Below are 13,179 nucleotides of genomic sequence, written 5' to 3' on the forward strand. Positions count from 1 at the left end.
GGCATTGTGGGCTATATTGGCCTTCAGTTTCTCTAGGAGCCGGCCATGAAAGTCAGTGACATCCTGCGTAGCAAGGGCGCCGGCACGCTCTACACCGTCGTGCCCGACCAGCCTCTCGCCGAGGCCCTGATCACGATGGCCGAGTTCGACATCGGCTCGCTGGTCGTGATGGAGCATGGCGACCTCGTCGGCATCCTCACCTTCCGCGAGGTCATCGCGGCGGTGGTCAAGGGCGGCGGCAGCGTCGGCGCGAGCCTGGTGCGCAGCGTGATGGACGACCACCCGCTGACCTGCACGCCCGAGGCCGAGATCGACGAGGTGCGCCGCATGATGCTCGGCCGCCATGCGCGCTACATGCCGGTGATGAACAGCGGCACGCTGCTCGGCGTGATCTCCTTCTACGACGTTGCCAAGGCGGTGGTCGACAGCCAGGACTTCGAGAACCGCATGCTCAAGGCCTACATCCGCGACTGGCCGGTCGAGGACGCGGCGCCGGCCGAGCAGCAGCCGCAACGCTGAACCGGCGCGCCGCCGCTGGCGACGATCCGGCCGCGGAGGCCGGGCCGGCGTGCCAGTTCTGACGATCTGCACGGGTCGGCACGAGCGCCGCGGCATCTGCGGCCGCGCGGGGCGGGAGGTCGGCGACAATCGCGGTCGTCCTCCTGCATCGCACGCTCATGTCCGGCAACACCCTCGGCCATCTCTTTCGCATCACGACCTTCGGTGAGTCCCATGGTCCGGCGATCGGCTGCGTGATCGACGGCTGCCCGCCCGGCATGCTGCTGTCGCAGGCCGACATCCAGCCCGAGCTCGACCGCCGCCGCCCCGGCACCTCGCGCCACGTGACGCAGCGCCAGGAGGCCGACCAGGTCGAGATCCTCTCCGGCGTCTTCGAGGGCCGCACCACCGGCACGCCGATTGCCCTGCTGATTCGCAACACCGACCAGCGCAGCAAGGACTACGGCAACCTGCTCGACACCTTCCGTCCCGGCCACGCCGACTACACCTACCACCACAAGTACGGGCTGCGCGACCCGCGCGGCGGTGGCCGCAGCTCGGCGCGGCTGACCGCGCCGGTGGTGGCGGCCGGCGCCGTGGCGCGCAAGTGGCTGCACGAGCAGCATGGCATCGCCCTGCGTGGCGGCATGGCCGCACTCGGCGCCACCGAGATCGCCTTCGAGGGCTGGCAGCATGTGGCGCAGAACCCCTTCTTCGCCCCGAACACGAGTCAGATCGACGCGCTGGAGGCCCAGATGGACGCGCTGCGCAAGGCCGGTGACTCGGTCGGCGCGCGCATCGTGGTCGAGGCCAGCGGCGTGCCGGTGGGCTGGGGCGAGCCGATCTACGACAAGCTCGACGCCGACATCGCCCACGCGATGATGGGCCTCAACGCGGTCAAGGGCGTCGAGATCGGCGCCGGATTCGCCAGCGTCGCGCAGCCCGGCAGCGTGCATGGCGACGAGCTGACGCCGCAGGGCTTCAGGACCAACCATGCCGGTGGGGTGCTGGGCGGCATCAGCACCGGCCAGGACATCCGCGTCTCGATCGCGATCAAGCCGACCAGCTCGATCCGCATCCCGCGCGACTCCATCGATCTCGAAGGCCGGCCGGTACAGGTCGAGACCCACGGCCGCCATGATCCCTGCGTTGGCATCCGCGCGACGCCGATCGCCGAGGCGCTGCTGGCGCTGGTGCTGATCGACCATGCGCTGCGCCACCGTGCCCAGTGCGCCGATGTTCGTGTCAGCATGCCTGCCATCGCGGCCAGCGCCGCCGCCTGAATCCCGACGGCTGCGCTTCGTCGGCGCCGGCGCCCGCTCGTCGGCCACCGGCGCAGCCTGCCTCCTCCGGCCTGCGCTTCGTCGCATCCGAGGGAACCCGTCACACCCCCAGCCCTACACTCGCGGCCCATGCAAGCAGACACCCCCCTCCTGGAAGTAAGCCGCTCACCGCGTCGCAAGCGCCTGATCCTGGCCGGCGCCGCCGTGCTCTTGATCGGCGCGGTCGCCGCCGGTGGTTATGTGATGGCCTCGCGCAAGAGCCCGGCCGCGGGCGACGGCAAGGGCAAGGAGGCAGCGCCGGCGCTGCAGTTCAACAGCGGCGAGGTGGCCTGGCCGCTGCGCGAGGCGATGCCGCAGCGCATCGAGTTCTCGGGGCCGCTGGTCGCGCCGCGCACGGCGATCGTGCGGGCCAAGGCGGCCGGCACGCTGCTCGACTTGAGCGTCGCCGAGGGCAGCCGGGTTCGCGCCGGCCAGTCGCTCGGCCGCATCGACCTGGCCGACCTGCAGGCCCGCGTCAGCGAGCGCAGCGCGATGCTGGAGTCGGCCCAGGCGACGCTGTTCGAGGCCGAGCGCCTGCATGACTCCAACCAGCGCCTGGCGGCGCAGAACTTCATCTCGCCGACCGCGCTGCAGGCTTCGAACGCCAAGCTCGAGGCGGCGCGGGCGCTGCTGAAGTCGGCCCAGGCCCAGCTCGACACGACCCGCATCGGGCTGCGCGAGGCGGCGCTGGTGGCGCCGATCGACGGTATCGTCGGCAAGCGTCACGCAGTGCCTGGCGAGAAGCTCGCAGCCGAGCAGCCGTTGCTGACCATCGTCGATCTCGCCACGCTGGAACTGGCCGGTACCGTCAGCACCCACGAGGTCGGGCTGCTCAAGCCGGGCCAGGCGGTGGTGCTGCAGGTCGAAGGCATGGCCGAGCCGGTCAAGGGCAAGATCGACCGCATCGCACCGGCGGCCGAGGCCGGCACGCGCGCGATCGGCGTCGTCGTCGCGCTCGCCAATCGCGACGAGAAGCTGCGTGCCGGCCAGTATGCGACCGGCGAGGTGAAGCTGGCCGATGCCACCGAGCGCCTGACGGTGCCGATCACGGCTGTCGGCCAGGCCTCGGGCCAGGACTTCGTCTGGACGGTCGAGAACGGCGCGCTGGTCCGACGCGTGATCGTCACCGGCCGCAAGGACGTGGCCGGCGGTCGCGTCGAGGTGCTCAAGGGGCTCGATGCGAAGGCGCCGGTGCTGGCGGCCCGCTTCGACAACCTGAAGGAGGGCGCGCAGGCGACGATTGCCGGCTCGGCGGCGAACCCGGGCGCCCCTGCTGCCTCCGCGTCGGCGCCACGGCCGGCGTCCTGAACCCGAGCGCACCCGGCGATCGGCGAGGAGCCGGTTGCCGACGCGAAGAATGAATTGACCCGTGCGGCGCGCCACGAGCGCGACCGTGCCTCACCTGCGACCGGCGCCCAGGCGTCGGTCGAATGCTGCGAAGGACCCACACCATGTGGATGACCCGCGTCTCGATCAACAACCCCGTGTTCGCCGCGATGATGATGATCGCGCTGTGCGTGCTCGGGCTGTTCTCCTACGCCCAGTTGCGCGTCGAGCGGTTGCCCGACATCGCGCCGCCGATCGTCTTCGTCAGCGTGCAGTACCCCGGCGCCTCGCCGGAAGCCGTCGAGACCGAGCTGACGCGGCCGATCGAGCTGGCGCTGAACGGCATCGCCGGCGTCAAGATGATCCGCAGCAACAGCCTCGAGGGCCGCACCGAGACGGTCGTCGAGTTCAAGCTCGACGCCGACATGGATCGCGCCGTGCAGGAAGTGCGCGACAAGATCGCCGTGCTGCAGCCGGGCTTTCCGACCGACGTCAAGGCGCCGCTCGTCAACCGCTTCGACGGCGACAACGCGCAGCCGGTGGCCTATCTCGCGCTGACCGGTCCCGACCGCAGCGCGCGCGAGCTCTCGTTGCTGGCCGACCAGGTGGTGCGCAAGCGCCTCGAGCGTGTCGGTGGCGTGGCGCGGGTCGACGTCGGCGGGATCACCGAGCGCCAGATCCGCATCGACCTCGATCCGCAGCGCCTGCGCGCCCACCAGCTCACGCCGGCCGATGTCGCGGCCGCGCTGCAGCGCGCCAACACCGACGTGCCGGTCGGCCTGCTGCAGGGTGCGCAGTCGGAGGCGATCGTGCGCGTCGAGGGCAAGGTGCGCGACGCCCGGGCCTTCGCCGAGACCGTGATCTCGACGCGTGGCGGCACAGTGGTGCAGCTCGGCGACCTCGGCACGCTGGTCGAGCGCGAGCGCGAGCCGACCACGCTGGCGCGCCAGAACGGCGTGCCGGCGATCAACTTCAACGTCTTCAAGCAACAGGACGCCAACATCGTCGAGACCGGCGAGGGCATCAAGGAAGCGGCCGAGGAACTGCGCAAGTCGATGCCGCCCGGCGTCGAGTTCAAGCTGGTCTACGCCGACAGCGAGTGGGTCAAGCAGTCGCTCGACGGCGTCAAGCGCACGCTGGTCGAGGGCGCGCTGCTGACGATCGCGATCGTTTTCCTGTTCCTGCACAGCTGGCGCAGCACCGTGATCACCGGCCTGACGCTGCCGATCGCGGTGATCGCCTCGTTCATCGCGGTCTACGCCTTCGGCTTCACGCTGAACTTCATGACGCTGATGGCGCTGTCGCTGTGCATCGGCCTGCTGATCGACGACGCGATCGTGGTGCGCGAGAACATCGTGCGCCACGTGCACCTGGGCGAGAGCCACAAGGTCGCGGCGATGAAGGGCACCGACGAGATCGGCGTCGCGGTGATGGCCACGACCTTCGCGATCTGCGCGGTGTTCGTTCCGGTGGCCTTCATGAAGGGCATCGTCGGCAAGTTCTTCTTCCCCTTCGGCATCACGGTCGCGGTGGCGGTGCTGGTGAGCCTGTTCGTCAGCTTCACGCTCGACCCGATGCTCTCGAGCATCTGGAAGGATCCGCCGACGGACAAGCTCCTCAAGATGCCGGTGATCGGCTCGCTGATGCGCGGTACCGACCGCGTGATGGACGTCTTCCATCGCATCTACGAGCGCCTGATCCACTGGATCTTCAGTGGCAGCCGCTATCGCGTGTGGCTGCCTTCGGTGCCGGTGTGGACGGCGCTCAAGACCCGCGACTGGCGCGCGCTGCGACCGCGCATCGCCACGCTCTCGCCGCGCGGCATCGTGCTGTGGGTCGGCGCGCTCAGCTTCGTCGGCGCGATCGCACTGGCGCCGGTGGTGGGCAGCGAGTTCATCCCCGAGACCGACCAGGGCTACATCCAGCTCAACGTCAAGCTGCCGGTGGGCGTGAGCCTGGAGCGGGCCAGCGACAAGATCGCCCAGGTCGAGGCGGTGGTGCGTGAGTTCAAGGAGGTCAAGAACCTCTCGGCCACCGTCGGCAACCCCTGGAGCGGCAGCCGCAACGCTTCGGAGATGGGCGTCCAGCTGGTCCCGCGTGCCGAGCGCAAGCGCAGCCAGAAGGAGATCGAGGGCGCGATCCGCGAGGCGCTGCGCCCGATCCCCGGCATCGACATCTCGCTCGGCCAGCGCCCGATCTACATCGCGCTACTCGGCCCGGACCCGCAGGTGCTCGAGGCCGAGGTGCTCAAGCTGGCCGAGAAGGTCAAGAAGGTGCCCGGCATCGCCGACGTCGAGACCTCGGTCACGCCCGGCCTGCCCGCCTACGCGGTCCGGCTCAAGCACGACGCGGTGCGTGAACTGGGCCTGACGCCGCAGCAGCTCGCCGGCAGCCTGCGCGCCTTCGTCAACGGCGATGTCGCGACCTACTGGACCGCGCCCGATGGCGAGCAGGTCGAGGTCGAACTGCGCCTGCCGCGCGAATCGCGTCAGAACATCGCGCAGCTCGAGCAATTGCCGGTGGCCTACTCGAAGGACGGCACGCCGATCGCGCTCGGCCGCGTGGCCGAGATCCGCGAGGTCTTCAATCCCGAGGTCATCAAGCGCCAGGACCTGCAGCGGCGCCAGGCGATCTATGCCGGGGCCCAGGGCCGGCCCTCGGGCGACGTCGGCGCCGACGTGCAGAAGCTGGTCAAGGCGACCACGCTGCCGCCGGGCTATCGCTTCGACGTCGGCGGCCAGACCAAGGAGCAGGCCGAGGCCTTCAGCGGCATGCTGGCCGCGCTTGGCCTGTCGGTGATCTTCATCTACATCGTGCTGGCCTCGCAGTTCGGCAGCTTCATCCAGCCGATCGCGATCATGGCCTCGCTGCCACTGGCGCTGATCGGCGTGATGCTGGCGCTGCTGGTGACCGGCAGTACGCTGAACCTGTTCTCGATGATCGGGCTGGTGATGCTGATGGGCCTGGTGACCAAGAACGCGATCCTGCTGGTCGACTTCGCCAACCATGCGCGAGCGCGCGGTGCCAGCGTGCCCGAGGCGCTGCTCGAGGCGGGAATGGTGCGGATGCGGCCGATCCTGATGACGACCTCGGCCATGATCTTCGGCATGCTGCCGCTGGCGATGGCGCTCAACGAGGGCGGCGAGATCCAGGCGCCGATGGGCCGCGCAATCATTGGCGGCGTGCTGACCTCGACCCTGCTGACGCTGGTGGTGGTGCCGGTGATCTACTCGTACCTAGTGCGCGAGAAGAAGCCCAGGCTGGCCGCCGAATCGCAGTTCGGCACGCAGGGCGGCAGCGCGCAGCCCGGGACTCCGGCGATTGCCGAGTAGCAAAGTGGCGCCCCGGAGCCGAAACTCCGGGGCATGACGCCGCTGTTCACCAAGCTCAACCTGGGTGAGGCCACGCGCGCACTGGTGCTCGACGCGCCACCGAGTTTCGAGCCGGAGATCGACGCGCTGCTCGCAGCGCGGCCGGCGCTGAAGCTGCGCCGGCGCGTGCCCTCGAGTCCCAAGCTCGACTTCGCGCTGGCCTTCGTCACGACGCTGGCACAGGTCGAGCAGGCGGCACCGGCGCTGGTCGCGGCCGGCATCGGCGACATGGTGCTGTGGTTCGCCTACCCCAAGAGCACGTCCAAGCGCTATCGCTGCGAGTTCAACCGGGACACCGGCTGGGCCGCGCTCGGCGCGCTCGGCGCGCTCGGCTTCGAGCCGGTGCGGATGGTGGCGATCGACGAGGACTGGTCGGCGCTGCGCTTCAGGCGGGCCGACCAGATCGGGCAGATGAAGCGCGACCCGAAGCGGGCGCTGAGCGCGACCGGGCGGGCCAAGGCCGGCGCCGGGCGCGGCTCCTCCGACCTCACTTCTTGATCTTCGTGATCTTGTTGCCCTGGATGCCGAGCGCGGCCATCGCGCCCTTCTGGTCGAAGATGAAGGCGTAGATCTTGTCCTTGGCGGTGGTCGTCGTGGTCGACTTGGCGAAGCTCTCATCGGCCACCACCAGCGAGGGTCCGACGCCTACTTCGAAGCCCTCGGACTTGTCGAGGTACTTGAGCGTGTCCTCGCTGAGGAAGAAGATCGCATAGCCGTACTTCTGCGCACCGGCCTGCAGCCCGACCGAGGCGCCGGCAGTGTTGTAGTAGCCTGCTGCCTTCCCGCCCCGGTACAGCACGCCTTCGCCGAACTGCCCGCCCACCCCGAGGCCGGCCTTCACGATCCCGGGAAACACCAGCACGCCCACCGCGTCCTTGCCGAGCGAACGTGCGCCCGGGTTCTGGGCATAGAGCCGGTCGAGCGCAGCCTTGGCCTCGCTCTCCAGTTCGGCGGCACTGGCGGCGGCCGCCGGGAGTGGGGCAAGCAAAGCCAGGCAGGCGGCCAGCCACAGGGCCGGGCTGCAGCAGCGGAGCAGGAGCTTCATAGGGCGATCCTTCGACCGTGCGAAGCACGCCAAACCGGACCGGCGGCCCGTTTGCGAACCTCGGAACGCGGGCGCGTTCGGATCCGGATTCTGCTCGCGAGGCGGCCGCGCCGGCCGGGCGCGAGCCCCCCTGATAGCGTTAGCGGGCCCCTAGAGCGTCAGCCTGAAGCCCTCGACCAGCGCCGCAGGCGTGGTCACCGAGCCGAGCTGGCGGCAGCCGTAGGTGTCGCTGTTTGGCGTGAACTCGGGTGCATCGGTCAGTCCGACCAGGCCGCTTCCGAACAGCCGCAGCGCATCGTCGTCGAAGCGCATCACGTTGACCGGCGCCACCAGTTCGCCGCGCTCGACCCAGAAGCAGGCGTAGCGCGTCATGCCGGTCATGCGGCAGGCCTGGCGGTCGCTGTAGTTCAGGTACCAGAGGTTGGAGACGAACAGGCCGGTGTCGAGCGCCTTCAGCAGATCGCCGTGCGGGACGGTTCCTGCGCCCAGGCGCAGCGCCTCGGGCGACTCCTGCGCGCCGGCGCCGTTGGCGGCCACGCCGTACTCGGCCGCCGAGCGCGGCGAGTTGAGCGTGCCGCCGCCAGCCGGCAACCTGCCGGACTCGACCAGCGCCACCCGCCCGGGCCGCACGAAGCCTTCGGCGGTGAAGCAGGGTGCGGTGCCGTCGGCGATGGCCTCGTCGAGATTGATGCGGGCGTCGAAGGCGGCCTCGCCGCGCTCCAGGCGCATCAGCGAGCTGACGCCGGTGCGGCGCGACTTGAGCGAGAAGCCGCTCCAGCCCAGCGTGCCGAGCAGCTCGACCATCGCGCTCGGCGAGAAGGCGGCGCGGTAGGCACCGGGCTGCAGCGTGTGGGCATCGCGTTCGAGCAGCGGCACGCGCCGCGCGGCCTCGTCGAGCCGGGCGGCGAAGGCGGTGTCGTCCCAGCGCGTGCCGGCGTAGGCGGTCTTCACCGCCTTGTCGGCGCGGTGGTACAGGCACCAGTCGAAGTGGAAGCTCTCGACGCGGTGCCAGTGGCGCGAGCCCAAGCTGTCGGCAAAGGCATGCACCACCGGGCCTCCGGCATAGAAGCCGACCAGGTCCTGCTTGAGCCGCACGCCGGCCAGCTCGTGCACCAGCGCGATCACATGGCTCGCCTCGGGCAGGGCGCCGCGGTCGTCGCGCGTGCTGTGGGTCGCGGCCTGCGGGCGCAGCAGCCAGGGGTCGTCGGAGATCAGGTCGAGCTGGCCGACCAGCAGGCTGCGCTCGGCCTGCAGGCGTTGCGCGTCGAGCGCCGGCTCGCCGCCGAGCGTCAGCGTGCTCTCGGCGCGGCGCAGCCCGCGTTCGACCGCGATCGTCACGTAGGCCTGCTGCACGCTGGTGGCCTGGCGCAGCGCGGCCTTGTTGAAGCGCAGGAAGTCGCTGGCTTCGGCGCGCAGGTAGAGGCTGGTGCGGTCGACCGCGGGGTCGGTGCGCAGCAGCGCGTCGGCGAGGGCCTCGAAGCGGGCCGCTTCGGTGTAGGAGCGGGAGTTCATGTTGAGGGCGGCGTCCATGGTCAAACTCCGCCGAAGACGTCGATGCTGCTGAACTTGCACGCCGGCGACGCATGGCCGACGCGAATCACCTGCGAGGGCTCGCCCTTGCCGCAGAAGGGCGTGCCCATCACGTCGACGGTGCCGGCGTTGCCGACCATCGACAGCGAGCGCCAGAAGGTGGCGCTGATGCCGCGGTAGTTGGGGTTGCGCACCACCTCGGCCAGTCGGCCGCCGCGCACCATGCGCGCGTACTCGCAGCCGAACTGGAACTTGTTGCGCGAGTCGTCGATGCTCCACGAACAGTTGGTGTGCATCACGACACCGAGCTCGATGCTGGCGATCATCTGCTCCAGGCTGCTGTCGCCCGGCTCGACGTTGAGGTTGCTCATGCGGTCGATCGGCGCGCGGTTCCAGCTACTCGACCGGGTCGTCGCCACGCCGCCGACGTCGATGCCCTGCGCGCGGGCGCGGGCCTGCGACAGGCTGCCGCCGAGCGGACGCCTGAGCAGCCCGCGCTCGATGAGGAGCGCGCGCTCGGCCGGGGTGCCGTCGTCGTCGAAGGCGAAACCGGCGAATTCATGCTCATGGCCGGGATCGAAGCTGACGTTGAGCAGTTCGCTGCCGTACTGGTACTGGCCGAACATGTCGAGCGTGACGAAGCTGGTACCGGCGAAGTTGCGTTCGTCGCCGAGGATGCGGTCCAGCTCCAGCGGGTGGCCGATGCTCTCGTGGATCTGCAGCATCATCTGGTCGGGCATCAGCAGCAGGTCCATCCTGCCGCTGGGGCAGGGCGCGGCGCCGATCAGCTCGAGCGCCTCGCGCGCGACGCGCGGACCCTCGGTGCTGCGGAAGCCGGCGCGCTCGAGCACCTCGATGCCACCCTGCTGGCAAAAGCCGTTGTACTGGCCGGCGCTGGAGCGGATCTGGGTCACGCCGCTCGCGCTGGCGGTGACCTGCACCGAGGGCGTCATGAACTCCCACTGCTGCTCGGTGCGGGCGCCGTCGCTCGTCAGGTAGAGCTGCTCGGTGCGCACGTTCCAGAGCGTCGCGTGGCGGTCGACGATGCGCGCGTCGCCGCCGGCGCCGGCGCAGACCTCGCGCAGCCACTCGAGCTTCTCGGGCAGCGTGGCGCTGGACGCCGGGCGCTCGACGCGGCTTGCGTAGCGGCCCGAGGCGGGCGCGCGCGCGATCTGCTCGTAGTCGATCACGGTGCGGCCGGCGCTGGCACGTGCCAGCGCATGCGCGCGTTCGAAGGCGGCGGCGAGGCCGGCATCGGAAAGATCGGAGGTCGCGGCATAGCCGAGGCCGCCGTCGACCACGGTGACCATCGCGCCGTCGTCCTGCGAGCGCTTGGGCGCCTCGGCCACGTCGGCGCGCACGCTGAGTTGTTCGGAATGTTCGCGTACGCCGCGTACCGCCCAGTGGCGGGTGCTGGCGGGCAGGCGGCCCGCGGCGCGGCGGGCGTGGTGTTCTAGGGTGTCGAGCATGGTGGCTGCGATTGGGGTTGAGCGGTCTCGTGGACCGCGTCTCGATTCTGCCCGGTCGGCCGTGGAATCCACGCTCGCGGACTCAAGCAGAAACGAGCGCGTCGTGAGCTTGCTCGCGGATTTCGCGCGCCGCGGTCTTCAGCACTCGACGATGTGTACCGCCAGACCGCCGCGCGCGGTCTCCTTGTACTTGGTCTGCATGTCGGCACCGGTCTGGCGCATCGTCGCGATCACCTTGTCGAGGCTCACGTGATGCGTGCCGTCGCCACGCAGCGCCATGCGCGCGGCGTTGATCGCCTTGACCGAGGCGATCGCGTTGCGCTCGATGCAGGGAATCTGCACCAGGCCGCCGACCGGGTCGCAGGTCAGGCCGAGGTGGTGCTCCATGCCGATCTCGGCCGCGTTCTCGACCTGTGCCATCGAGCCGCCGAGCACCGCGCACAGCGCGCCGGCCGCCATCGAGCAGGCCACGCCGACCTCGCCCTGGCAGCCGACCTCGGCGCCCGAGATCGACGCGTTCTCCTTGTAGAGCAGGCCGATCGCGCCGGCCGTCAGCAGGAAGTCGATCACGCCGGCGTCGGAGGCGCCCGGCACGAAGCGCGTGTAGTAGTGCAGCACCGCCGGCACGATGCCGGCCGCGCCATTGGTCGGCGCGGTGACGACTCGGCCGCCGGCGGCGTTCTCCTCGTTGACCGCGAGCGCGTAGAGGTTGACCCAGTCGAGCACCTGCAGCGGGTCGCGCAGCGCGGCGTGCGGGTCGGCGGTCAGGTCGCGGTAGAGCTTGGCGGCGCGCCGCTTGACCTTGAAACCGCCGGGCAGCACGCCCTCGGTGCGGATGCCGCGCTGCACGCAGGCCTGCATCACGCGCCAGATCTCGAGCAGGCCGGCGTCGATCTGTTCGTTGCTGCGCCAGTGGCGCTCGTTGAGCCGCATCACGCCGGCGATCGAGCAGCCCAGCGATTGCGTCAGCGTCAGCAACTCGGCGCCGCTGTGGAAGGGATGCGGCAGCACCGTAGCATCCGGCGCCACCACCTTCTGCTTGCTTCCATCGGCCGCCACTTCCTCGCTGACGACGAAGCCGCCGCCGACCGAGAAGTAGGTGCGATCGGCGAGCAGTTCGCCGGTCGCATCGAAGGCGCAGAAGCGCAGACCGTTGGGGTGGAAGGGCAGGGTCTTGCGGCGCAGGAACAGCAGGTCGGTGGCCTCGTCGAAGCCAATCTCGTGCTCGCCGGCCAGGCGCAGGCGCCGCCCGGAGCGGATCGCCTCCAGCAACGCCGGCACCGCGTCGACATCGACGGTGTCCGGCTCATGCCCGGCCAGGCCGAGCAGGACCGCGTCGTGCGAACCATGGCCCTTGCCGGTGGCGGCCAGCGATCCGTAGAGCTCGCACAGCACGCGGCTGGTGCGCGGCAACAGTGCCTCGTTGGCGAGCCGGCTGGTGAAAAGCCGCGCGGCCCGCATCGGGCCCACGGTGTGCGAACTCGAGGGGCCGATGCCTACCTTGAAGAGGTCGAAGACGGAGACGGCCATCGAAGCTTCTTCTTCAGCGCAAGGCGGCGCAGACCGTTGCGATATCGGCGGCAAAGGCGTCGACCGACTCGACCTTGGTGTCCCAGGCGCACATCAGCCGGCAGCCGCCGCCGGCGATGAAGTCGTAGAACTTCCAGCCCTTCTCGTTCTGCAGCACCTTGATCGCCGGCTCGGGCAGGTAGGCGAAGACCGCATTGGCCTGCGGCTCGTGCATCACGCGCACGCCGGGCACGCTGTTGATGCGGTGGTAGAGCCGGCGCGCCATCTCGTTGGCATGGCGTGCGTTGGCGAGCCAGGTGTCGCCTTCGAGCATGCCGACCCAGGGTGCCGAGATGAATCGCATCTTCGAGGCCAGCTGTCCGGCCTGCTTGACGCGGTAGGCGAAGTCTTCGCTGAGCGTGCGGTCGAAGAAGATCACCGCCTCGCCGACCGGGATGCCGTTCTTGGTGCCGCCGAAGCAGAGCACGTCGACCCCGGCGCGCCAGGTGATCTCGCTCGGGTGGCAACCGAGGTGCGCCACCGCGTTGGCAAAGCGCGCGCCGTCCATGTGGACCTTGAGCTGGCGCCGCTTGGCGATCGCGGCGATCGCGCGGACCTCCTCGACCGAGTAGACCGTGCCGAGCTCGGTCGACTGCGTGATCGAGACGACCTTGGGTTTCGGGTAGTGGATGTCGCTGCGCTTGGTGACCAGGCGCTCGATCTCGTCGGGCGTGAGCTTGGCCAGCGCGGCGCCGGGCGCAGCGGGGTCGGTGGTGAGCAGCTTGGAACCGTTGGAGAAGAACTCCGGGCCGCCGCATTCGTCGGTGTCGATGTGGGCCTGCGGCGTGCAGATCACCGAGTGGTAGCTCTGGCACATCGAGGCCAGTGCCAGCGAGTTGGCGGCGGTACCGTTGAAGACGAAGTAGACGTCGCAGTCGGTCTGGAACAGATGGCGCAGGCCTTCCGAGACGCGCTGGGTCCAGATGTCGTCGCCGTAGGCCGGCTGGTGGCCGGTGGCATCGGCCTCGAGCAGCCAGTGGCGCGCCTGCGGGCACATGCCGGCGTAGTTGTCGCTGGCGAAGTGCTGGCGCGGCGCGTCGTTGTTCATC

General features: G+C 69.9%; 10 protein-coding genes. 5 read left to right on the forward strand and 5 right to left on the reverse strand.

Going from position 1 to position 13,179, the window contains the following annotated elements; genetic code table 11:
- The first annotated feature begins 45 nt into the window (after nucleotides 1-45).
- The 5 genes from EV670_RS16185 to EV670_RS16205 all read left to right on the forward strand — a co-directional run bounded on the left by EV670_RS16185 (nucleotide 46) and on the right by EV670_RS16205 (nucleotide 7,015).
- A complete protein-coding gene (locus tag EV670_RS16185; RefSeq protein WP_130434065.1) occupies nucleotides 46-519 on the forward strand; it encodes a CBS domain-containing protein in 474 nt (157 codons plus the stop codon).
- Nucleotides 520-677: 158 nt separating this feature from the next.
- A complete protein-coding gene (aroC, locus tag EV670_RS16190; RefSeq protein WP_130434067.1) occupies nucleotides 678-1,781 on the forward strand; it encodes a chorismate synthase in 1,104 nt (367 codons plus the stop codon).
- A 129-nt stretch (nucleotides 1,782-1,910) separates the two neighbouring features.
- Nucleotides 1,911-3,128, forward strand: coding sequence for an efflux RND transporter periplasmic adaptor subunit (locus EV670_RS16195; RefSeq protein ID WP_242617015.1), 1,218 nt, complete (start codon nucleotides 1,911-1,913; stop codon nucleotides 3,126-3,128).
- Between the two features lie 143 nt (nucleotides 3,129-3,271).
- Complete coding sequence (locus tag EV670_RS16200; protein ID WP_130434069.1) at nucleotides 3,272-6,478, forward strand: efflux RND transporter permease subunit; 3,207 nt, start codon at nucleotides 3,272-3,274, stop codon at nucleotides 6,476-6,478.
- A gap of 33 nt (nucleotides 6,479-6,511) precedes the next feature.
- Nucleotides 6,512-7,015, forward strand: a complete 504-nt coding sequence (locus tag EV670_RS16205; protein WP_130434071.1) for a hypothetical protein — start codon at nucleotides 6,512-6,514, stop codon at nucleotides 7,013-7,015.
- Here the strand turns inward: EV670_RS16205 and EV670_RS16210 are convergent.
- The 5 genes from EV670_RS16210 to EV670_RS16230 all read right to left on the reverse strand — a co-directional run bounded on the left by EV670_RS16210 (nucleotide 7,005) and on the right by EV670_RS16230 (nucleotide 13,178).
- Nucleotides 7,005-7,562, reverse strand: coding sequence for a lipid-binding SYLF domain-containing protein (locus EV670_RS16210; RefSeq protein ID WP_130434073.1), 558 nt, complete (start codon nucleotides 7,560-7,562; stop codon nucleotides 7,005-7,007). The genes EV670_RS16205 and EV670_RS16210 overlap by 11 nt on opposite strands.
- 150 nt (nucleotides 7,563-7,712) lie before the next feature.
- The gene (locus EV670_RS16215; RefSeq protein ID WP_130434075.1) at nucleotides 7,713-9,092 is read right to left on the reverse strand and encodes a TldD/PmbA family protein; all 1,380 of its coding nucleotides are present in this window, start codon (nucleotides 9,090-9,092) and stop codon (nucleotides 7,713-7,715) included.
- 2 nt (nucleotides 9,093-9,094) lie between these two features.
- The gene (locus EV670_RS16220; RefSeq protein ID WP_130434077.1) at nucleotides 9,095-10,561 is read right to left on the reverse strand and encodes a TldD/PmbA family protein; all 1,467 of its coding nucleotides are present in this window, start codon (nucleotides 10,559-10,561) and stop codon (nucleotides 9,095-9,097) included.
- 138 nt (nucleotides 10,562-10,699) lie between these two features.
- Nucleotides 10,700-12,091: an L-serine ammonia-lyase gene (locus EV670_RS16225; RefSeq protein WP_130434079.1), complete on the reverse strand. Its 1,392-nt coding sequence runs from the start codon at nucleotides 12,089-12,091 to the stop codon at nucleotides 10,700-10,702.
- Between the two features lie 13 nt (nucleotides 12,092-12,104).
- Complete coding sequence (locus EV670_RS16230; RefSeq protein WP_130434081.1) at nucleotides 12,105-13,178, reverse strand: threonine aldolase family protein; 1,074 nt, start codon at nucleotides 13,176-13,178, stop codon at nucleotides 12,105-12,107.
- Nucleotide 13,179 lies beyond the last annotated feature (1 nt).

The organism is Rivibacter subsaxonicus (assembly GCF_004217215.1).
In the GTDB taxonomy this organism is placed as follows: Bacteria; Pseudomonadota; Gammaproteobacteria; order Burkholderiales; family Burkholderiaceae_C; genus Rivibacter; species Rivibacter subsaxonicus.

Coding starts and splice junctions, on each gene's coding strand:
- EV670_RS16185 (WP_130434065.1), top strand. CDS start 46: ATGAAAGTCAGTGACATCCTGCGTAGCAAGGGCGCCGGCACGCTCTAC.
- aroC (WP_130434067.1), top strand. CDS start 678: ATGTCCGGCAACACCCTCGGCCATCTCTTTCGCATCACGACCTTCGGT.
- EV670_RS16195 (WP_242617015.1), top strand. CDS start 1,911: ATGCAAGCAGACACCCCCCTCCTGGAAGTAAGCCGCTCACCGCGTCGC.
- EV670_RS16200 (WP_130434069.1), top strand. CDS start 3,272: ATGTGGATGACCCGCGTCTCGATCAACAACCCCGTGTTCGCCGCGATG.
- EV670_RS16205 (WP_130434071.1), top strand. CDS start 6,512: ATGACGCCGCTGTTCACCAAGCTCAACCTGGGTGAGGCCACGCGCGCA.
- EV670_RS16210 (WP_130434073.1), bottom strand. CDS start 7,562: ATGAAGCTCCTGCTCCGCTGCTGCAGCCCGGCCCTGTGGCTGGCCGCC.
- EV670_RS16215 (WP_130434075.1), bottom strand. CDS start 9,092: ATGGACGCCGCCCTCAACATGAACTCCCGCTCCTACACCGAAGCGGCC.
- EV670_RS16220 (WP_130434077.1), bottom strand. CDS start 10,561: ATGCTCGACACCCTAGAACACCACGCCCGCCGCGCCGCGGGCCGCCTG.
- EV670_RS16225 (WP_130434079.1), bottom strand. CDS start 12,091: ATGGCCGTCTCCGTCTTCGACCTCTTCAAGGTAGGCATCGGCCCCTCG.
- EV670_RS16230 (WP_130434081.1), bottom strand. CDS start 13,178: ATGAACAACGACGCGCCGCGCCAGCACTTCGCCAGCGACAACTACGCC.